At 58.0% G+C, this 18,745-nt stretch carries 20 protein-coding genes and 2 pseudogenes; 8 read left to right on the forward strand and 14 right to left on the reverse strand.

Going from position 1 to position 18,745, the window contains the following annotated elements:
* Positions 1-69: 69 nt before the first annotated feature.
* The 6 genes and pseudogenes from CYR52_RS04545 to CYR52_RS04565 all read right to left on the reverse strand — a co-directional run bounded on the left by CYR52_RS04545 (position 70) and on the right by CYR52_RS04565 (position 4,468).
* Positions 70-555: an Hcp family type VI secretion system effector gene (locus CYR52_RS04545; protein ID WP_101828036.1), complete on the reverse strand. Its 486-nt coding sequence runs from the start codon at positions 553-555 to the stop codon at positions 70-72.
* Between the two features lie 21 nt (positions 556-576).
* Positions 577-908: pseudogene (locus CYR52_RS04550) on the reverse strand (DUF1493 family protein).
* A pseudogene (locus tag CYR52_RS23065) lies at positions 902-1,033 on the reverse strand (STM2901 family protein); the annotation flags it as partial. The pseudogenes CYR52_RS04550 and CYR52_RS23065, both read right to left, overlap by 7 nt.
* Before the next feature lie 34 nt (positions 1,034-1,067).
* A complete protein-coding gene (locus CYR52_RS04555) occupies positions 1,068-1,394 on the reverse strand; it encodes a DUF1493 family protein (RefSeq protein WP_101828037.1) in 327 nt (108 codons plus the stop codon).
* Complete coding sequence (locus CYR52_RS04560; RefSeq protein WP_101828038.1) at positions 1,388-1,837, reverse strand: STM2901 family protein; 450 nt, start codon at positions 1,835-1,837, stop codon at positions 1,388-1,390. Before CYR52_RS04560 ends, CYR52_RS04555 begins: the two co-directional genes overlap by 7 nt.
* A gap of 195 nt (positions 1,838-2,032) precedes the next feature.
* Entirely contained in the window at positions 2,033-4,468 is a 2,436-nt protein-coding gene (locus tag CYR52_RS04565; protein WP_072928286.1) for a glucose/quinate/shikimate family membrane-bound PQQ-dependent dehydrogenase, read from the reverse strand.
* Positions 4,469-5,175: 707 nt separating this feature from the next.
* Here CYR52_RS04565 and CYR52_RS04570 point away from each other — a divergent pair.
* The 6 genes from CYR52_RS04570 (at position 5,176) to CYR52_RS04595 (ending at position 11,472) form a co-directional block, all read left to right on the forward strand.
* Positions 5,176-5,583 carry an ExbD/TolR family protein gene (locus CYR52_RS04570; RefSeq protein WP_072928287.1) on the forward strand — a complete coding sequence of 136 codons (408 nt, stop codon included), beginning with the start codon at positions 5,176-5,178 and terminating at the stop codon, positions 5,581-5,583.
* 1 nt (position 5,584) lies between these two features.
* Positions 5,585-6,358 carry an energy transducer TonB family protein gene (locus CYR52_RS04575; RefSeq protein WP_072928288.1) on the forward strand — a complete coding sequence of 258 codons (774 nt, stop codon included), beginning with the start codon at positions 5,585-5,587 and terminating at the stop codon, positions 6,356-6,358.
* A gap of 36 nt (positions 6,359-6,394) precedes the next feature.
* Positions 6,395-8,635, forward strand: coding sequence for a TonB-dependent receptor family protein (locus tag CYR52_RS04580; protein WP_101828039.1), 2,241 nt, complete (start codon positions 6,395-6,397; stop codon positions 8,633-8,635).
* A 14-nt stretch (positions 8,636-8,649) separates the two neighbouring features.
* Complete coding sequence (locus CYR52_RS04585) at positions 8,650-9,291, forward strand: MotA/TolQ/ExbB proton channel family protein (protein WP_101828040.1); 642 nt, start codon at positions 8,650-8,652, stop codon at positions 9,289-9,291.
* Entirely contained in the window at positions 9,284-10,543 is a 1,260-nt protein-coding gene (locus CYR52_RS04590; protein WP_101828041.1) for a phospholipase D-like domain-containing protein, read from the forward strand. Before CYR52_RS04585 ends, CYR52_RS04590 begins: the two co-directional genes overlap by 8 nt.
* A 524-nt stretch (positions 10,544-11,067) precedes the next feature.
* The gene (locus CYR52_RS04595; RefSeq protein ID WP_072928292.1) at positions 11,068-11,472 is read left to right on the forward strand and encodes a hypothetical protein; all 405 of its coding nucleotides are present in this window, start codon (positions 11,068-11,070) and stop codon (positions 11,470-11,472) included.
* A gap of 91 nt (positions 11,473-11,563) precedes the next feature.
* On the opposite strand, the gene CYR52_RS04600 is transcribed toward CYR52_RS04595, so the two are convergent.
* From CYR52_RS04600 to CYR52_RS04615, 4 genes are all read right to left on the reverse strand, one after another.
* On the reverse strand, positions 11,564-12,988 hold the full coding sequence (locus tag CYR52_RS04600; RefSeq protein ID WP_072928293.1) for a sugar porter family MFS transporter: 1,425 nt from the start codon (positions 12,986-12,988) through the stop codon (positions 11,564-11,566).
* Positions 12,989-13,240: 252 nt separating this feature from the next.
* Positions 13,241-13,771: a DUF4865 family protein gene (locus tag CYR52_RS04605; RefSeq protein WP_101828042.1), complete on the reverse strand. Its 531-nt coding sequence runs from the start codon at positions 13,769-13,771 to the stop codon at positions 13,241-13,243.
* On the reverse strand, positions 13,768-14,157 hold the full coding sequence (locus CYR52_RS04610) for a tautomerase family protein (RefSeq protein ID WP_072928295.1): 390 nt from the start codon (positions 14,155-14,157) through the stop codon (positions 13,768-13,770). Before CYR52_RS04610 ends, CYR52_RS04605 begins: the two co-directional genes overlap by 4 nt.
* Positions 14,158-14,174: 17 nt before the next feature.
* Positions 14,175-14,477 (reverse strand): carboxymuconolactone decarboxylase family protein, encoded by a 303-nt coding sequence (locus CYR52_RS04615; RefSeq protein ID WP_101828043.1) that lies wholly within the window; start codon positions 14,475-14,477, stop codon positions 14,175-14,177.
* 103 nt (positions 14,478-14,580) lie between these two features.
* On the opposite strand from CYR52_RS04615, the gene CYR52_RS04620 reads away from it, so the two are divergent.
* Complete coding sequence (locus CYR52_RS04620) at positions 14,581-15,474, forward strand: LysR substrate-binding domain-containing protein (RefSeq protein WP_101828044.1); 894 nt, start codon at positions 14,581-14,583, stop codon at positions 15,472-15,474.
* Positions 15,475-15,759: 285 nt separating this feature from the next.
* On the opposite strand, the gene CYR52_RS04625 is transcribed toward CYR52_RS04620, so the two are convergent.
* The 3 genes from CYR52_RS04625 to CYR52_RS22325 all read right to left on the reverse strand — a co-directional run bounded on the left by CYR52_RS04625 (position 15,760) and on the right by CYR52_RS22325 (position 17,249).
* Positions 15,760-16,302, reverse strand: a complete 543-nt coding sequence (locus CYR52_RS04625; protein WP_101828045.1) for an antibiotic biosynthesis monooxygenase — start codon at positions 16,300-16,302, stop codon at positions 15,760-15,762.
* Positions 16,303-16,614: 312 nt separating this feature from the next.
* Positions 16,615-16,896 (reverse strand): YjcB family protein, encoded by a 282-nt coding sequence (locus tag CYR52_RS04630; protein ID WP_072928299.1) that lies wholly within the window; start codon positions 16,894-16,896, stop codon positions 16,615-16,617.
* 107 nt (positions 16,897-17,003) lie between these two features.
* Positions 17,004-17,249: a hypothetical protein gene (locus tag CYR52_RS22325; protein WP_139300285.1), complete on the reverse strand. Its 246-nt coding sequence runs from the start codon at positions 17,247-17,249 to the stop codon at positions 17,004-17,006.
* On the opposite strand from CYR52_RS22325, the gene CYR52_RS04635 reads away from it, so the two are divergent.
* Positions 17,248-17,856: an alpha/beta hydrolase gene (locus CYR52_RS04635; protein WP_072928300.1), complete on the forward strand. Its 609-nt coding sequence runs from the start codon at positions 17,248-17,250 to the stop codon at positions 17,854-17,856. The genes CYR52_RS22325 and CYR52_RS04635 overlap by 2 nt on opposite strands.
* A gap of 5 nt (positions 17,857-17,861) precedes the next feature.
* Here CYR52_RS04635 and CYR52_RS04640 read toward each other — a convergent pair whose 3' ends face one another.
* On the reverse strand, positions 17,862-18,521 hold the full coding sequence (locus CYR52_RS04640; protein WP_072928301.1) for an O-methyltransferase: 660 nt from the start codon (positions 18,519-18,521) through the stop codon (positions 17,862-17,864).
* Between the last annotated feature and the right edge of the window lie 224 nt (positions 18,522-18,745).

The following is an 18,745-nucleotide window of genomic DNA, read 5'->3' on the forward strand; positions in this document are numbered from 1 at the left end:
TGATCGGGGCGGGTGGCAGATTGGCAGTGCACTTGCCCGGCAGCCTGAAAAAGCCCGGCAGGCTTCTGGTTAAGCAGTAGGGCGCTCATCCCATGCATCATGCGCTGACAGATTGCCGTCTTTGTACAGAACGGTGACCTTCTCGTAATTCAGTGCAACCTCTTCCATGTGGCCTGTACCCTGACAGCTTCGCGTATCGTACATAACCGGGCCGACCAAAATGACTTTTACGTTTTCCAGGACGATCCGGTAATACTCCACTTCCTGTCCGGCATCGTTGATATGGTAGAACCTGAACTCAGCAGATTTCAGCGTCTGTCCTGTTGCCGACGCTTTAAAGAGATACGGCGATGCGCTATCAAGCTCTTTAGTAAAGTGGAACGGAGAGTGCTGACGCGTGCTGGTCACCTTTCCTGTCATGGGATCGGTAGGGAGGCTTAAGCTGTGGTGCAAGGCCCGAACCTCCATGCTTCCTTCCCGACCTTGCACATCGGAAGAACCACGGATCAGCGCGCCGCCATCATCGGTCAAAAATAAATGAACAGGTATAGCCATGTAAATGCTCCTTGCTTGTGTTTAGTCGTATAACCAGCGCCCCGCTTTTGCTGATTCGATCAACATGCCGATAGTGAAATCAGGGACAGGTATGGGGGGAATTTTTTGAAGGGATTCCATGAGAAAGGTTCGTCAGGATAGTAGGTTTCAATTTTGAAGTTTCCCTTATCAACCTGGAAAGTTGTAAAAAACTCTTCCATAAGTTCTTCTGCTTCACCTACATCCAACTGCATATCTGTATCCAGATCGGTATCAGGATTTAACAGCCTTTGCTTTTTCTCATTTTGGAACAAATAAACGCCATTGTAGCGTCTGACCAGTGCGTAAATCCGGTGGTCAATATTGTCTACCATAATTTATCGCCATCCCTTGCTATGCGGTTGTAATCACGTACAGAGCGGTAAATGATCTGCGATACATCAGCAACAAGGGTAACTTCGCCGTTCAAAGGTATTGAGCGGCCAACAAATGGCGCAATGAGGTATAGCCACGTGAAAACCCCTTGCTTGTGCCTAGTCATATAACCAGCGCCCGGCTTTTGCTGATTCTGCGAACATTCGTACAGTAAGTGGTTTTGAAACTTGTTTGAGCGGTTCTTTAGTCATCCATTTGCGAAAAAACCATTCCAGTTTCCAAGGATAGTAATGCGCCATATCCAGCTCTGACACATCAACTCCATATACCTCATCATATTTTTCTATTGCATCGCCTAACTCATCAGCAGCAGCATAACTCTGTAAAGGCGTGTCCAGCTCAATGAGTATCGGCTTCATGGTGAGCGTGGTCATTAGCGATAATTCCTTACGGAAAAAGGCAAGTACCTCGTCATTAGTTACCATATTTTATCGTTACCCCTGGCTATCCTGTTGTAATGACAGGTGGCTTTGTAAACGATAGTTGCTACGTCACTGGTGAGAAGAACCCACCCTATTACCGGTACAGCGCGTCCTACGAATTTACCTAAATTATTTACCCACATCGGCTTAAGATATTTAAGGCTTGCATTCGTGAAGGTGGGGAGGCGGAAAGGTAATTCAACATCAAGGTAGCGACGGGCATAAATTGAAGCAACCGACGTTCCTTCAGTGGCTGTGCGGAATTTTCTGCGGGTTCCGATTACGGGCTGCCCTAGGATGATGAGCGTTACCGTCCCCAGATCGCCAATTTCACCCATCTGTTCGGCTACGGCATCAAGGAGAATCCAGAAAAACAGTTCGCCGGCGGAAATATTGTTAATGCCTTTATAAAAATATGTCCCGTTAAGCTCTTCCACCGTATCCATCGACCTGCTACTCCTTTAGAGGTGCATTTTTCCCGCATAATAACTATGTGTATTGAGTTTGGGCAATAAAAACAGCCTGTGCATAATGGGACAAAGCCAGCGTCAGGCCCCTGGTTTAAGAAGCAGTAACCATAAAAAAACGGCCCCTTTTCAGGAGCCGTTTTCATTAACGGTATAACCGGTTAAGCGTAACGCTTACTTGTCCAGCGCGTAGGCAATCACGTAGTCACCGCGATCCGGGGACTGGCGTGCGCCGCCGGCGGAGATCAGGATGTACTGTTTGCCGGTGGTCGGGGAGACATAGCTCATCGGGCCGCCCTGGCTGCCGACCGGCAGGCGTGCTTTCCACACCTCTTTACCGGTAGAGGAGTCAAACGCGCGCAGGTAGTAGTCCTGCGTACCGGCGATGAACACCAGGCCGCCCTGGGTGGCGAGTGTGCCGCCCAGCGTCGGCATACCGACCGGCATCTGCACACGCATTTTCACGCCGAACGGGCCGGTGTCCTGCACGGTGCCGACCGGCACCTGCCAGACGATTTTCTGGGTTTTCAGGTCAATGGCGGACAGCGTACCAAATGGCGGTTTCTGGCACGGGATGCCCAGCGGGGACATAAAGCGGTTTTTATTGACCGCATACGGTGTGCCTTTCAGCGGCACCGCGCCCATACCGGTATTGATCGCCTCACCGCCGTTGCTGCCGCGGTCGATCTTACTGGTGTCAGCCGGAATCATCTGCACCCACAGGCCAAGACGCATGTCATTGACGAAGATGTAGTGATTGTTCGGGTCGGTCGAGAGGCTGCCCCAGTTCATGCCGCCCAGGGAACCTGGGAAGCTGAGCGCTTTGTCCGTGCCCGGCACGGTGAACAGGCCGTCATAACGCATCGATTTGAAACCAATGCGGCAGGCGAGCTGGTCAAACGGCGTCGCGCCCCACATGTCGGACTCTTTCAGGGTTTCCGCGCCAATCTGCGGCATCCCGGTGGAGAACGGCTGGGTATCGGAATACTGCTCGTCTTTGATGTTGCTTTTCTTAACCGGCTTCTCTTCCACTTTGGTCAGCGGTTGGCCGGTCATACGGTCCAGCACAAAGATCTGGCCCGCTTTGGTGCCGAACACCACGGCCGGTTTGCTGCTGCCGTCTTTTTCCGGGAAGTTGATCAGGCTCGGCTGCATCGGTACGTCGAAGTCCCACAGATCGTTGTGCACGGTCTGGTAAACCCACTTCTCTTTACCGGTGGTGGCGTCCAGCGCCAGGATTGAGGTCGCGTATTTGTGGTCCAGCGGGGTACGGTTGCCGCCCCACAGGTCAACCGAGGAGCTGCCCATCGGGATAAATACGGTATTCATCGCCGGATCGTAAGACATCGGCGCCCAGGAGTTCGGGGTGCTGCGGGCGTAAGTCTGGCCCGGTTGCAGCTTCATGTTCGGGTCCTGGTTGCCTGGGTCAAACGCCCAGCGCATTTCACCGGTGATCACGTCAAAGCCACGCAATACGCCGCCCGGCATGTCGGTCTGCACGTTATCCGCGATACGGCCGCCTACCACCACGGTTGTCCCGGCCAGGGTCGGGGCAGAGGTCAGCTGGTATTTCGGATCCTGCGCGTCGCCAAGGCCCGCTTTCAGGTCAACCACGCCGTTGGTGCCGAAGTTCTGGCAGAGCTGGCCGTTGTCAGCGTTGATCTCAATCAGGCGCGCGTCGATGGTGTTCATGATCAGGCGACGCTGGCAGGTGTCACCGGCGGCCAGCGCCGGGGCCGGTACCGGGGTTGAACCCGGCGCGGACGGCTGGGTCAGCGGTTTGGTGGCGTCAAAGTAGGCCAGGCCGCGGCAGCGGTTCCAGACTTCCGCCTGCGCGTTCACTTCGTGACGCCAGATCTCTTTACCGTTGTCGGCATTCACGGCAATCACGTTGTTATGCGGCGTACACAGGAAGATGCGGTCACCCACCTGCAACGGGGTCTGCTGATCTTCCGCACCGTTACCGGTCGGGCTGTCAGGGATGTCGCCGGTGCGGAACGTCCAGGCGACTTTCAGATCTTTCACGTTGTCACGGGTGATCTGGTCAAGCGCCACGAAGCGGCTGCCTTCCGGCGTGTTGCCGTAGTTTGCCCAGTCTTTCTGCGCCTGCGCCTTATCAACCGGCACCAATGGAAGCGGTTTACCTTCAAACGCAACAGTCGGGTGCGGCTGGAACATTTGCACCAGCGTCGCCACCATGCCGACGGCCAGCACCACGGCCAGGCCATAGGAGGCCCCGGCCAGCGGCGCTTTGCCTTCCCGCTTACGCAGGGCAGGCCAGGTGGCGAAGGCCACCAGCATGACCCCAGCCGGCACCATCAGGCGGGAAACCAGCGGCCAGAAGTCGATCCCGACTTCGCTCACGGCCCAAATCACTGTGCCGATAAAGAACAGCAGCAACAGCGCCACCGCCGACGATTTACGGCGGAAGAACTGGATGGCAGACAGCACCACCACAATACCCGCAATCAGGAAGTACCAGCTCCCGCCGAGTGAAACCAGTTGGCCTCCCCCAATTGCGAAGAACAGGCCGATGGCAAGCAGCACCAGCCCAAACAGTACAGACCATATGCCCAGCGCGCGGGAGGCGCGGGCGTTTGTTTCAGCCATAACACAAACTCCTGGAGAAATAGTGTGCCAGTGACAAGAGGGGGTGCTCAGGGAAACCCGCGTTGGCATAACGGCAGGCAGGCCGGGCAAAAACACTCTTTATCAATCGGGCTATTTCTGGATAGAAAAACGGAACTGACTCCGTAACAGACCCATTACAGTTCGCCATAGGGTTAATAAATAGCCTGTGAACCATAAAGCGCGCGTAGTGTACCATCTGGTACATAGGGAGTGAATAACCCATAACAATGAGACTACTAGCTAATAGCATTTTTGCTACAAAAAGGCGGGAATATGATAAGCCGCCTGTCACAATGAAGTCTGGGTTTTCATTTTTTATCGTGCAATGAGATCCGGTTCTATCCAGTTCTTGCAGGGCTTACAGCGAATTTAATCACGAGAACGCGGCTTTTTCATCCTCACACGTCTGCCATTTTTCTTTTTATTAATATTAACAATTAATTAATAACTGCACTGACGCATTTCTCAGCAAAACAACAGGATAACGTTCCGAATGATACGCAATAGACCTCTGTCTGGCGTCAATCCGGTTTTTGCGGTTTCTGCGTGAAATGTGATTCAGCAATAATTTCAGCATGTAATTATTGTGTGTGAATCGATAAGAGTGTGAGTAAAACATCTTCAAAACGTAACAAAAATTAAACATGCGCTGACTATATTGGCTGCTTTCTTAACGAGGGAGCGCTATGCGTAACTGGAACGAACCGAAAAAGAATAAGGCGCACATCGAGTTAATCCCGATGATCGACGTCATGATGTTTCTGCTGGTGTTCTTTGTGCTGATTAGCCTGAATGTCATTCCGTCACAGGGATTAAAAACCCAGTTACCGGGGGCCGCCACCGCACAGCAACTGAAGCCGCAAAAACGCGCCATTGTCACGCTCGGCAATAACGATCAGCTTCAGCTTGATGGCCAGCCGGTCGCGCTGGACGCACTGGTCACCACGCTGAAACAGCAGCAACCCGCCGGCCAGACCACCACCATCATCCTCAACAGCGACAAAGGCGTGGCGGTGGAGCGGCTGGTGGCGGTGATGGACAACCTGCGCAAAGGCGGCTTTACCGCTGTCTCCCTCGCGACGCGGAAGCTGTGACATGTATCTCCTCTACCGTTCACGACACCTGATCAGCTGGCTGCCGGTACTGGCAGTGGCGGGCTGGGCGCTGGTGGTCAGCCAGCAGCCGCCGCTGAAGATCCAGCCCCGATACGATGAATCCACGATGGAGCTGGCGCTGGTGGAGCCGCCCGCGCCGGAACCTGAACCCCAGCCGGAACCCGAACCGCAGCCCGAGCCGCAACCCGAACCTGAGCCGCTGCCGTTACCGGAACCCTTGCCGCCGCCGGTGCCGGTTATCGAAACACCGGCACCGGTGGTGCCGCCACCGCCGAAACCCAAGCCGGTGCCAAAACCAAAAGAAAAGCGCCCGGAGCCGAAGCCGGTAAAAACCAAACCGGCCGAGAAACCGCGTGCCTTTGTGGCACCGAAAGCCGTCACCGCACCCGCCGCCCCGGCAAAACCCGCTGCGTCCGCGCCGGCGACAGCCAGACCGGCGACTAATGCACCGGCGCTGGAAGGCGCCTGGCAACAGGCACTGCGCCGCGATCTGGATGCGCGCAAGCGTTACCCGACTGGGCGACAGGCGTCACTGGAGCGCCCGGAAGGCAACGTGGAGGTCTGGCTGGAAGTCGATCGCAGTGGCCGCGTGCTGGCCTCCGGCATCAGCACCAAAGCCCGCAGCATGTTACTGAACCGCGCCGCGCTGAGCAGTTTGCAAGGGATAAGCCAGGTGAAGCCGTTCCCGCCCGAGGCGTTCGCCGGGCAGAGCAGCCGCCGCTTTACCGCCACCTTTACTTACCGGGCACCCTGACGCCCGGAACACCATAACGATGCACAGGAACACGCTATGAAAACCTTTAAACGCTCTGGGATCTGTCTGGCGGTGATTTCCGCGCTGTTGCCTTATGCAACACACGCGGCAGAAAGCACCGATGTGGGGAACATCACGGTCGAAGGCCAGTCATTGGGCGGCGGCATGATGGTGCAGGAGGAGACGCCCAAGGCGCGATCCACCATCACCAAAGAGGCGATGGATAAACAGCCCGGCGCGGGCAACGCCATCGACAAACTGAAATTCACCCCCGGCCTGAACGTCAACAGCACCGACTCCACCGGGCTGAGCGGCTTTGACTACACCATGCGCGGGCTGAAATCCGATCAGATCGGCATGTCCATCGACGGCATCCCGATGAACGACTCCGGCAACTACGAGGTGTACGCCAACCAGGTAGGCGACGAGGAGAACATCGAGCAGATCTTTGTCACCCAAGGCTCGTCCGAGGCGGACGGCCCGCACATCGGCTCCAGCGGCGGCAACATCGGCATGGTGACGCACCGCCCGTCGAAAGAGTTCGGCGGTTTCGTCAAGCAGATCCTCGGCAGCAATAACCTCAGCAAAACCTTTGCGCGGCTCGAGACCGGCGAGGTCAACGGCTTCAGCAACTGGATCTCCTACTCCCATACTGAGGCGAAAAAGTGGCGCGGCGAGGGGCGGCTCTACTCCAACAAATTCGAGATGAGCTCGCTGTTTGAGGCGGAGAACGGCAACAGCAGCAACCTGATCGTGAAATATAACCGGCAGGAAAATAACAACTACAACACCCTGAGCAAGGCGCAGTTTGAGCAGGGCGGGCGTGACCAGGATTACCCGACCACCCCGCAGTACAATAGCCGCGGCCAGCTCACCAGCTACTACAAACTCAACCGCAACCCGTTTGAGACGCTGAACCTGAGCTTTACCCAGAAACTGCAACTGCGTGATGACCTGACGCTCACCGTGCAGCCTTACTATTACTGGGGTAATGGCGGCAGCTTTACCGGGCAGTCGGCCAACTCACTCTCTTCCACCTCCGATCGCTTCGGGCAGTATGACCTCAGCAACCTGAGTTCAGACACCTATTACCGCCCTTCGTGGACGGAAACCTGGCGGCCGGGTGTGACCACCAAACTGAAGTGGGACATCAACGAGCAGCACAGCATGGATGTCGGCTACTGGTATGAGCGCACGCGCCAGTCGCAGACCCAGCCGTTCATCGCCATCAAAGGCGACGGCAACCCGGCGGACGTCTGGGGCGAGTCCGGCGGCAGCGGGCAGGTCAGGGATGCCGACGGCAATGTGGTGCAGGGGCGTGACCAGTACACCGTGACCCCGGCGCAAAAAGTCTGGGTGCAGGACACCTGGTACGTCACGCCGGACTGGACGCTGATCGGCGGGCTGGCGTACCAGCACGTTTCACGCGAGGGCAAAAACCGCGGCAGCCTGAACAGTGCGCCGGAGAACCGCAGCACCAGCTACCACGAGTTCCTGCCGAACTTCAGCGCCAGCTACCGCGTGAACCCGGAAAATCAGGTGTTCTACAACCTGTCGCGCAACATGCGTACCCCGCCGAACTACGTGCTGTATAACGTCGGCGACTCGGTGAACACCAAGCCGGAGCTGAGCTGGAACCACGAACTGGGCTGGCGTTTCCAGCGTGAGGATATGCTGGTGGCCGCCACCCTGTTCTACCTGCGCTATACCGACCGCCAGATTTCCACCACCAACCCGGATGGCGACTATGAGTTCCTGAACGTCGGCAAAGTGGAGAACAGCGGGCTGGAGCTGGAGTGGAGCGGCCAGTTACCGCACCACTTCAACTACTACACCTCCTATACCTACACCAACTCTGAACAACAGGATGACGTGACCAACCGCGGCGGCCTGTTGCCGACCAGCGGCAAGCAGATCCCGAACGCGCCGAAAAACCTGTTCAACATGACGCTGGGCTATGACGACAGCCGCTACTACGGCAGCGTCAGCGGCAAGTATGTCGGCTCCTTCTATGGCGACATGACCAATGATGAGGAGATCGGCGGCCGCACGGTGTTTGATTTAGCGGCGGGCGTCTACCTGCCGGTGGATAAAGTGATGGTGAAAAGCGCCGTGCTGCGCTTCGGCATCAACAACCTGTTTGACAAAGAGTACCTGACCTCGGCGCGGACCACGGTGTTTAACGCCGCTGCCTATAATGGTGTGAGTGCCGCCACACCCTATTACAACGTTGGCGAGGAGCGCACCTTCAGCGTCTCGCTGGAAGCCACCTTCTGATTAAGAGCCAAACCATGAACGCCACTCTGTTACACGACATTATTTTTTACGTGATGTACGCCGCGCTGGCGGTGTCGCTGGTGATTATTATTGAGCGCGCCATCAGCTTCGCCTGGACGCAGAAACAGGCCGCCCGGCTGGCGCAGATCCTGACGCCGGACGTCGAAAACGCCGCCGCGCTGCCGGATGAGCTGACCCGCCGCAACAGCCTGCCGCTGCGGGTGATCCAGCCGGTGCTGGCGCAGAAAAACCGCACCACGCCGGAGGCGATGGGGGATTTGATCGACACACAATACCTGATGAGCAAACCGCACCTGACGCGCGGCATCTGGCTGCTGGAGACGGTGGTCACCGCCGCGCCGCTGCTGGGGCTGCTCGGCACGGTGATGGGGATCATCGACACCTTCAAGGCGCTTTCGGCGTCCGGCATCTCGGATGCCAGCCAGGTCTCCGCCGGGATGGGCACCGCGCTGTACGCCACCGGCCTCGGCATCGCCATTGCGCTGATTTGCCTGGTCGGCAACAACTACCTGCAAAGCCGCATGGAGCGCATCAGCGAGCTGCTGAAAGTGCTGCTGATCCGTGCCGGCAGCCACACGGCGGTAGAGCAGGCGGAGACGCCCTGGGTGAAGGGCGGGGCGCAGCGTTATGCCTGACGGCCGGATTTTCAGGTGGCTGCGACGCCACCTGCATCGCCTGATCTACGGCAGTTGCCTGTTGACGCTGGCGCACCCGGCGGCGGCCGGTTTCGGGATACCCGGCTATGAGCTGGTCTACAACGCCCCGGCGGAGACGCCGCTCCAGGCGGATGACCTGCGCACCGGCGACGCGGTGTGGCGCGAGATGTTTGCCGCGGCGCGTGAGCGCATCGACATCGCCCAGTTTTACGTGGCGGGCCAGCCCGGCTCCCGGCTGGAGACGGTATTGGCTGCCCTGCGTGAGGCGGCGGGGCGCGGGGTGAAAATCCGCGTCCTGCTGGAGGACAAAGGGCTGCGCATCAGCACGCCGGAGACGCTGGCACAGCTTCAGGCGATCCCCGGCCTGGAACTGCGGATCATCCCGTTCGGCAAACTCTCCGGCGGCATTATCCACGCCAAATACCTGGTAGTGGACGGCAACACGGCGTTTGTCGGCAGCCAGAATTTTGACTGGCGCGCGCTGGAGCATATCCAGGAAACCGGGTTGCGCATCACGGACGCGCCGGTGGTGGCGCAGATCGCGGCAGTGTTTGAGCAGGACTGGCAGGCACAGCCGCGACTGGTGACCGGCCAGCCGGTGCCGAAGGTGCCGCAACAGACACCGGCGGGGGATCTATTCCACGGCAACTATCTGGTGGCCAGCCCGCGGGATTGGAACCCGCCGGGCGTGCGCGATGCACAGGCGGTGCTGCCGCGCCTGCTGGATTCCGCCACGCAACGCATCCGCGTGCAGGTGATGGAGTATGCGCCGCTCTCTTACGGGCCGGGCAAAACGCGCCCTTTCTACCCGGTGATCGACAACGCCTTGCGCCGCGCCGCAGCGCGCGGGGTGAAGGTTGAGCTGATGGTCGCAGACTGGAACACCGGTATGCCCGCGATTGCCTGGCTGAAAAGCCTGGCGCTGGTGCCGAATGTACAGATCAAAATCGTGACCATTCCCCCGGCATCGGGCGGCTTTATCCCGTATGCGCGGGTGGTGCACAGTAAAATCATGACCATTGACGGTCGGCTCGGCTGGGTCGGCACCAGTAACTGGAGCGGCGGTTATTTTGACAACTCCCGCAATCTGGAACTGGTGATGAATAATGAGGCAATGGCTGCGCGGCTGGATGGGCTTTACCAGCAACTCTGGGAAAGTGCGTTTGCTGCGCCGCTGCGTATAGAGTATGACTACCCGACGCCGAAACCGGGCGGTGAAAAGGGGCCGTGAAGGAGAAGGCGGCAAGATAATGTCTGCCCCGGATCGGCAGGCAGCCAATCCGGGGCATCAAAAACGGGGCGCGATAATAAAGTAATTATATGGAAATAATTTCGTCATAAGAAAAATGTATAAAGAAGCGGGCGGCATCGCTGCCTGGCCGGTGCAGGTATTCCCAGGTTAAAAGGCAATGCCCTTTCCTGATTTGATTTATTTCCGGGTTTGATAAAACGCTTTTCCCGCAGCTACTTTTTTGATAATTAATGGTTTTACTCAGCGGCATGTTTGTCAGTGGGTATCAACGGCGTAAATTCCCGGCAGCATACGCATCAGGCCATTGACAAAGCCGGCGGGGGATTTTAGTTTTTACAGGTATTTTCATCTCAATATTCTCTTTTATTGCAGTTATCCTTAACGTTTTATTTCTGGGCTGTGGTTATCAACGGAATGTAAATAGCCTGAGTATTCATCGTGCGGTATATCGGCATGACGCCGGTTTCCCCTGCGGTGCGTTATTCATAATGTCAGGAGAGATAATGCTAAACGATCTTGCCCGCCTTGCTGAACGCAGTGTGATGGATATGCATGACACTATTCAGCAGATATACAGCTTACCCACCGAGGATGCCCAGGCCAGGGTGTTGGATCTGATGTCGCAATTCCAGCCGGATTTCCGGATGCTGACGCCGCAGGGAACCTGGCTCAGTTATGGTCAGGTTAAACGGCTTTTCAAAAGCCAGGCGGGCATCCAACCGGCGCTGCGCATTGAGGTCAGCCAATGTGAAACCCTGGCGATTGAAGGCTCGCTGGTCGCCGTGCGTTACCGTAAAACGCACTCTGTGCCGGGGGAAACCTTCCAGCGCGTCTCAGTGGCGATGATTGATGTCTCGACCCGCCCGGCGCGCTGGCGCTACCTGCAAGAGCGCAGCCTCAGCGCCTGACCATGCCCCAGCCCTGCCAATGGCCCGCCTGCCGTTCTGACGCCACAAAAAAGCCCCTCACAAGGAGGGGCTGGTTTTTTCAGCGGGCAACTCAGGTTGCCGGGGTTTGTGAAGGCGGTGGGGTGTCGTCGGAGAAGTGCTTCTTGAAGTGCTTCTCCAGTTGCTCCAGCGTTTTGCCCTGCGTCTCCGGGGCGAACAGCACCACGAATATCCCGCCGGCGACGCCGATGGCGGCAAACACAAAGAAGCTCATCGACAGGCCAATCGCCTGCAACAGCATCGGGAACGACAGCGTAATGGTGAAGTTGGTCATCTGCATCGCAAAGACGGAGATCCCATTCGCGCGGCCACGGATGCGCTGCGGGAACATCTCAGACAGCAGCAGCCAGGTCACCGGTGACAGCGCCGCCTGCTGGAAGCAGAGGAACAGCAGCATACCGGCCAGGATCATGTAACTGCGTACCATGTTCGGCTCGCCGTTAAGGGTTTCCGGCATAAAGTAGCTCAGCGCACCGATGAACAGCAGCATGGACGTACACCCCATCTGGCCAATCATCAGCAGCGGACGGCGGCCGATTTTGCTCAGCATCATAATCCCGACGAAGGTCATGATCACCGAGATGGCCCCGTTACCAATGGTGGCAAACAGCGCGGCATTGGTGCCCATCCCGGTCGACTGCAACATGGTCGGCGCATAGAACATGATGGTGTTGACGCCGGAAAGTTGCTGCAACATCGCCACCCCGATCCCCAACAGCACCAGCCGTTTCATCCAGGTGGAAATGGTTTTTTTGCGGCGGGAATGGCGCTCATCTTTCTGGGTGGCGGCTTTGCGGATCTCCGCCATCTCACGCTCGACAAAGCGGGAATGACGGGTACGCTCCAGCACGTCACGCGCTTCGCTGAAGCGGCCATGCATCGCATACCAGCGCGGTGTATCCGGCAGGAACAGCATCCCGACCCACATCACCACCGCCGGCACACACGCGATACCGAGCATCCAGCGCCAGGTGGCCTCACCGCCCCAGACTTCGTTGATCGCGGCATTACTGGTGTACGCCAGCAACTGGCCGGAAACCAGCATCAGCTCCTGAAGCGTCACGAACTGCCAGCGGCGGTTCGCCGGGACAATCTCCGCGATATAGACCGGCACAATCGCCGCGGCGGCACCGACGGCCAGGCCGAGGATAAAGCGGCACAGGATCATGATGTAGGCCGTGGGCGCGGTGGCGCAACCCAATGAACCGGCCATAAAGATCAGCGCCATGACCAGGATGACTTTTTTGCGCCCGAAGCGGTCAGCAACACGCCCCGCCACAATGGCCCCAAATGCTGACCCCAGGATCAGGGAACTGGTTACCAGCCCGGTGGTCAGTGGGGTCAGGTGCAGGTCATGTTTCATAAACAACAAGGCACCGGCGATAACCCCGGTGTCGTAGCCAAACAGCAGGCCCCCCAATGTCGCGATAACCGCGATGACTTTTACCAGCGGTTCTACCGGCGTTTTGGCGGTCATCTTCGCGCCCGCTTGCTCATTAATCGTACTGTTCGTCACACACACTCTCCCTATAATTATTGTCGTGATGACATCCGGTGACGTTCACGCGTCACTCTTCAATTGGTGCAACAAGAATTAAGACTAGGCAGAGATGTGACGCAGCGCTAATTTTTGGCATTCAATCGCTATAAAAAGCAGCAGGCGTCACAATTTGTACAGAAATAGTTTCGCTATGGAACGAATTTTTCCGGCACGCCGTAAGCCCCCTCATTAACGGCCGGGAGAGAGGTGCCCGATACGGAAATAGTGCGCGCCCGGCTCAGGTGCGGCGGGTATCTCCGGCATAAAGCGCATCTGCAAACGCTCCCAGCGGGCGGTGTCCCACGCCAGCAGCTCTCCCGGTGCCTGCGTGGCGGCAGTGACGGAGGTGAGATCGCTGAAAGGCGCAATCGGCGTCAGCTGGCGGCACGCCACCCGGCACTGGGCCAGCCAGGCGACGTCCGGGGCGTGCAGCACCGGCCAGCAGAGGATGTGCGGCCAGCCGAAATCGCGGCTTAGCGCGGCAAAACCGGGGCTGCACAGGAAACGCTGCATGGCGCGGCTCTCGCGCCACAGGTAAAACGGCGCGTAACTGTTCTCCTGTGTGCAGGGTAGGGCGTCTTGCCGGTCAGCATAGAGGTATGCCTTAAACACCAGGCCGGGGAAACCGTCCAGCTTCGCGCCGTTGTCACGGATGCGGCGGGTGATGATGCCCATGTCATAGTCTGCGGGCAGCACGAAACGGTATTGCATCGCAATCATAGGGCCTCCGGGCTGAACATTTCACCGCGGCTGAAACTCCACTCCTCGGCCTGATTAAACGTTATCACCACCATCACATCTTCCGGCGGGATGCCCAGCTCACGGTGCAGCGCCTCTGCCAGATGGTGATAAAGCGCTTCTTTCTGCGCCCGGCTGCGCGGCTTACCGGCGGTAATCGAAAACAGGATAAACTGGTCACTGCGCGGGCCGCCGAGATAATCCCGGTCGGCGATCAGCCGGTGGGCCGGGTAGCAATCAATCACCTGAAAGCAGTCAGCGGGCGGGACGGCGAAATGCGCCACCAGCTGCTGGTGGAACAGGGTGGAAAGCTGTTGCAGCCATGCCGCAGAGCGGCCTTCGCGCAAGGCAATACGGGTAACAGGCATAGTGAAATCCTCAGGGTTCAGGGTTCAAGCCGGGTCAGCGCGCTGGCTGCGGCGGGCCAACCGGCATAAAACGCCAGATGGGTCACGACTTCCGCCAGCTCCTCCTCACGCACGCCATGTTCTCTGGCGAGGGCAAAGTGAAAAGGCAATTGCTCCAGGCGGCTCTGCGCAATCAGGACGGCCACGGTGATCAGGCTGCGGTCGCGTGGGGAAAGATGAGGGCGCTGCCAGAGATCGCCAAACAGGATGCGGTCAGTCAGCTCAGCCAGTTTTGGCGTTTTCGTTTTCATCACTGCCGGGGCAGAAAGGGAAGGGCGCATCGTGTTCTCCATGACAGGGTAGATGTCCCAAAGCATAAGTGTCTAAAATGATACTGAATATCGAATTCATCAGGACTCACCGTCCCGAAAAACAGGATTGATGATGAGTAAGCGGCCGTGGTGTTTTGATCTGGATGCATTGCAGAGTTTTGTGACCGGCATTGAGCTGGGCAGTTTCGCCCAGGCAGCCGACCGCCTGGGGCGCTCGACCTCCGCGGTGAGCGCGCAACTGAAAAAGCTTGAGCAACAGTGTGGCGTGGCGCTGGTGGAGAAATCGGGCCGGCATCTGGTGCCGAGCCGTCAGGGCGAGGTGCTGCTGGGGTATGCGCGCCGTTTGCTGGCGCTCAACAGCGAGGCTGCGCTGGCGGTATGCGGCGAAACGCTCTCCGGGCCGTTGCGCGTCGGGATGCAGGAAGATTTCGGTGAGCGGCTGTTACCGGCGGTGCTGGGTGCCTTTTCCCGCGCGCACCCGGAGGTGCAACTCACGGCGCGTATTGGCCGTAATGCGGAGCTCCTGCGCGGCATCACCGCCGGGGAGCTGGATTTGGCACTCTGTTGGCAGTGGCAGCAGAGCACACCGTGGATGGCGTCACTCGGGTCGGTGCCGCTTTGCTGGATCGGCGCGCAGCCGGGGGACGTGATGCGCTTTCGCCAGACCCACACCCCCTTGCCGTTGGTGATGTTTGAAGCGCCGTGCCTGATGCGGCAGCGCGCCACGGAGGCGTTGGATCGCGCAGGTATTCCCTGGCGGATTGCCCTGGAGAGCCGCAGCCTGCAAGGCATCTGGGCGGCGGTGTCGGCGGGGCTGGGCGTGACGGTGCGGGCCGATGCCGGATTGCCGGAAAACCTGCACCGGCTGGACGCGGCAACGCTGCCCGCGCTCGGCGATGCCGGGATCACGCTGCATCAGGGCAGCGCCGGGCTGACGGATGCCGCCCTCAGCCTGAAAAAGCAGATCTGCCATGAACTGGCACTGAAGAATAATCCGGCAACGTAAACCGTGCTTAAACAAAAATTTATGCTTTCATATGGTAAAAACGCCGTACTCATCTATAGTGATGAGCACCCCCGTCAATGAGGGATTGTCTGAAAAACAGGCAAGAACAACAGCGTTTGCAAGGATACACGGAATGTTTTACCGGATTGTTACCATCATGATTGCTTGCTCTTTTTCCCTGTGGATTCTTTTTATTTCCCACCCTTCGCAACTCGGTACCTTGTCCCAGCTCGGTATCCGGTTGATTAGCAAGTAGATGTCGGCTGCGTTGCGCAGCCGGACAATTCAGCGTTTCAGCCAGCCTGCCAGTGTCCGCGTCAGCCACGGCATCCAGAAAAACACCACCAGCGCCACCACTGTGGCGTCATTCAACAGGTGGCCGGGCAGGGTACCGGTCAGCGAAGGCACGATCTGATGCCAGAAACGCGGGACCAGTTCGGCTGAGGGGAAAATCACCCCCAGCGTCAGCAGGTACTGTTTCCAGCGTGCAGGGCGGCGGATGCCCGGTTGCGGCGGGGTAAACCAGAACTGGCTCCCGGCCTGCACCTCAATGCGATCGCCGCCGTCCAGCAGCGACTCGGCATCCGCCAGCAACGATTTCCGTTCGGCGGAGGCTGTCCAGCGGGTCAGGTTTTCCAGCGTGTCAAAGCGGATCAACACCGTATAGGTCTGGCCTTCCGCGCCGGGCCGGATGACATTCACCCCGCGATGCCCCTCAAACTGCTCTGCCACCGGCATAATGCGCCGCAACCAGCGTTCATACGCCTCGTGTTGCTGCGGCTGAAGGGTATGGGTAATCACCAGCGTAACCGGTTCTGCATGTGTCATGGCCTGTGTCCCTTATTCTTATCTTACTGGATCGCGATAAGGCGTAATAACGCCGCATGAGAATGACGCACCCAAAAGCCATTGGCGCGGGGCAACCCCTATTTTACGCAGCACGTGTTAAAAAAAATAATGAGTATTATTAACGCTGTTGTTCAAAGGAAAAGAAAAACAGGGCACCGGGTCCGGCAGGTGAGCCAGAAATAAAGGGGGACGTAAACGGAGGAGAGAAAAGGAAAGAAAGGGCGGAGGAGAAAAAAGGGTAAAAGAACGGAAACCGCAATGCCGGGTCAGGGCATTGCGGCAGCGCACCGGTTACGGCATCGGCATTGGCCAGTTTTCCGGGGTGTGGCTCATGATTTCCACAAACAGATCTTTGGCGTGTTGCCCGTACAGCGCCATATCCGCGCTGGTAATGCCTAACAGCCCCATCACAAACCAGCAGGACATGGTAATACCGATGCCGCTGCTCAGAATCGCCAGGCCGTGGCGGCTGGCTTTACGTAACGTAATATTCAGGGTACTGGCAAAAAACATGATAATGGCGCTGAGAATTTCCCAACGCGCCAACACGACGCTGGTGGCAATGGCACTCATGGTTCTGATCCTTAATAACTCGATGCTGACCGCGTGCCGGCGTTATTGGGGTCGCACGTTGCGCGGTGTAAGCACTTAAGACAAATTGCACGAAAGTGTGATAGTGCTCACATTGTATACGGCTTTTTTTCAGCGATCAAAAAATAAACGCTCAGAAAATCAATTACCGGCACAGGCTGCTTAAAAAATGTTTTAAGCAGCCCGCTATTTGTTGAATTCTTGTTTCTAAAGTGTTCACTTTTTATGGCAGGGTTGCCATGATGAAGGGCGATAACGCACAGTGTTCTGATGTTTACCTCACGGGCAGGCCGGATCGTCCGGCCGCCGGCCCCTGAAACGCAAGGAGTCATCATGGCGGATTCTTTAGTGATTTTTTTACACGGCGTCGGCAGCCGCGGCAGCGATCTGTCGGTGCTGGCCTCTTTCTGGCAATCCCGGCTGCCGGGTGCGCGCTTTACCGGGCCGGATGCGCCGTTTCCGTTTGATGGGGGCGGGAACGGGTTCCAGTGGTTCAGCCTGAACGGCGTCACGCCGGAAAACCGCCCGGCGCGCATTCAGGCTGCGCGCGAGGCATTCGACAGTACGCTGGCCCGCCTGATTGCGCAGCATAATATGGCCGACCGGCTGGATCGCGTGGCGCTGGTGGGCTTTTCGCAAGGCTCCATCATGGCCCTGGATGCCGTCTTGCGCGGGCGCTGGCCGGTGGCGGCCGTGGTGGCGTTCTCCGGCCGCCTGGCTTCGCCGCCGCCCTACCAACCGGGGCAAAACAGCCGCGTGATGCTGATCCACGGCACGGCCGATGCCGTCATTCCCTATCAGGAGAGCGAAAAGGCGAACCAGGCGCTGCTGGCCGCCGGGGTTGACAGCCAATTGCTGATTGAGCCGGGGCTGGGTCATACCTTGTCTGAAGAGGGCGCAACCCGCGCCGGGGCATTTCTGGTTGAGGCGTTAAAAGGGTAACCCCTTTAATGCATCACCCGCGCCAGCGTAAAACCGTCCCAGCCTTTACTGCCCACGGTTTGCAGGGCAGTGGCGGTCAGGCGCGGTTCATTCGCCATCATGTCGATAAATGTCCGGACGCCCTGCACACGCGGATCGTTACTCTGCGCATCCGTGACTGCACCTTCGCGCACCACGTTGTCACCAATAATCAGGGTGCCCGGCCGTGCCAGCTTCAGGGCCCAGCGCAGGTAATCCGGGTTGTTGGGTTTGTCGGCATCGATAAAGATCAGGTCAAAGGGGGCCTCCCCGGCCAGCATCGGCAACGTGTCCAGCGCCGGGCCGACGTATAGCCGCACCTGCTCCGCCAGCCCGGCCAGCGTGATGTTCTGTTGCGCAATTCCGGCATGGCGCGCATCGGCTTCCAGCGTCACCATTTTTCCACCCGGCGGCAGGGCACGTGCCAGCCACACCGTGCTATAGCCGCCCAGGGTGCCAATTTCCAGAATGCGTGTTGCCTGAGTCATCAGCGCGAATAAGTGCAGCAGTTTGCCCTGGTTAGGGGCCACATCATGTGCCGGCAGCCCGGCCCGGGCATTATTTTCCAGGATCTCCGTCATGACCTCATCGGGTGGGACAAGCTGGCTGACCAGATAATCATCTACCTCTGACCACTTTTGATGCATAACGCCTCCTATAGCGATGCGCCCTGTATGCGCGCTCAACCTGAACGGCACACGCCCCGTGCCAGTTCCCCCTTAAGGGATAGCATAAAATAGCGCCATTGCCGTGCTCACGGTTATCACTGGCCTGCGCTGATGACCTCATTGAGGGAGGCCGGGGCCGGGCCAGGATTCGCTGCTGAAAATCAGAGGTGAGACAGAAAATAAATGATAACGGCGAGGTTGGT

Source organism: Chimaeribacter arupi (genome assembly GCF_002858805.1).
Taxonomy (GTDB): Bacteria; Pseudomonadota; Gammaproteobacteria; order Enterobacterales; family Enterobacteriaceae; genus Chimaeribacter; species Chimaeribacter arupi.

Excerpts from the sequence above, each read along its gene's own strand:
- CYR52_RS04555 (WP_101828037.1), bottom strand. The coding sequence starts at position 1,394 with ATGGTAACTAATGACGAGGTACTTGCCTTTTTCCGTAAGGAATTATCG.
- CYR52_RS22325 (WP_139300285.1), bottom strand. The coding sequence starts at position 17,249 with ATGATGACTCCTTGCGTTTCAGGGGCCGGCGGCCGGACGATCCGGCCT.
- CYR52_RS04590 (WP_101828041.1), top strand. The coding sequence starts at position 9,284 with ATGCCTGACGGCCGGATTTTCAGGTGGCTGCGACGCCACCTGCATCGC.
- CYR52_RS04565 (WP_072928286.1), bottom strand. The coding sequence starts at position 4,468 with ATGGCTGAAACAAACGCCCGCGCCTCCCGCGCGCTGGGCATATGGTCT.
- CYR52_RS04620 (WP_101828044.1), top strand. The coding sequence starts at position 14,581 with ATGAGTAAGCGGCCGTGGTGTTTTGATCTGGATGCATTGCAGAGTTTT.
- CYR52_RS04635 (WP_072928300.1), top strand. The coding sequence starts at position 17,248 with ATGGCGGATTCTTTAGTGATTTTTTTACACGGCGTCGGCAGCCGCGGC.
- CYR52_RS04595 (WP_072928292.1), top strand. The coding sequence starts at position 11,068 with ATGCTAAACGATCTTGCCCGCCTTGCTGAACGCAGTGTGATGGATATG.
- CYR52_RS04585 (WP_101828040.1), top strand. The coding sequence starts at position 8,650 with ATGAACGCCACTCTGTTACACGACATTATTTTTTACGTGATGTACGCC.
- CYR52_RS04570 (WP_072928287.1), top strand. The coding sequence starts at position 5,176 with ATGCGTAACTGGAACGAACCGAAAAAGAATAAGGCGCACATCGAGTTA.
- CYR52_RS04600 (WP_072928293.1), bottom strand. The coding sequence starts at position 12,988 with ATGACCGCCAAAACGCCGGTAGAACCGCTGGTAAAAGTCATCGCGGTT.
- CYR52_RS04580 (WP_101828039.1), top strand. The coding sequence starts at position 6,395 with ATGAAAACCTTTAAACGCTCTGGGATCTGTCTGGCGGTGATTTCCGCG.
- CYR52_RS04560 (WP_101828038.1), bottom strand. The coding sequence starts at position 1,837 with ATGGATACGGTGGAAGAGCTTAACGGGACATATTTTTATAAAGGCATT.
- CYR52_RS04575 (WP_072928288.1), top strand. The coding sequence starts at position 5,585 with ATGTATCTCCTCTACCGTTCACGACACCTGATCAGCTGGCTGCCGGTA.
- CYR52_RS04630 (WP_072928299.1), bottom strand. The coding sequence starts at position 16,896 with ATGAGTGCCATTGCCACCAGCGTCGTGTTGGCGCGTTGGGAAATTCTC.
- CYR52_RS04625 (WP_101828045.1), bottom strand. The coding sequence starts at position 16,302 with ATGACACATGCAGAACCGGTTACGCTGGTGATTACCCATACCCTTCAG.
- CYR52_RS04640 (WP_072928301.1), bottom strand. The coding sequence starts at position 18,521 with ATGCATCAAAAGTGGTCAGAGGTAGATGATTATCTGGTCAGCCAGCTT.
- CYR52_RS04605 (WP_101828042.1), bottom strand. The coding sequence starts at position 13,771 with ATGATTGCGATGCAATACCGTTTCGTGCTGCCCGCAGACTATGACATG.
- CYR52_RS04545 (WP_101828036.1), bottom strand. The coding sequence starts at position 555 with ATGGCTATACCTGTTCATTTATTTTTGACCGATGATGGCGGCGCGCTG.
- CYR52_RS04610 (WP_072928295.1), bottom strand. The coding sequence starts at position 14,157 with ATGCCTGTTACCCGTATTGCCTTGCGCGAAGGCCGCTCTGCGGCATGG.
- CYR52_RS04615 (WP_101828043.1), bottom strand. The coding sequence starts at position 14,477 with ATGCGCCCTTCCCTTTCTGCCCCGGCAGTGATGAAAACGAAAACGCCA.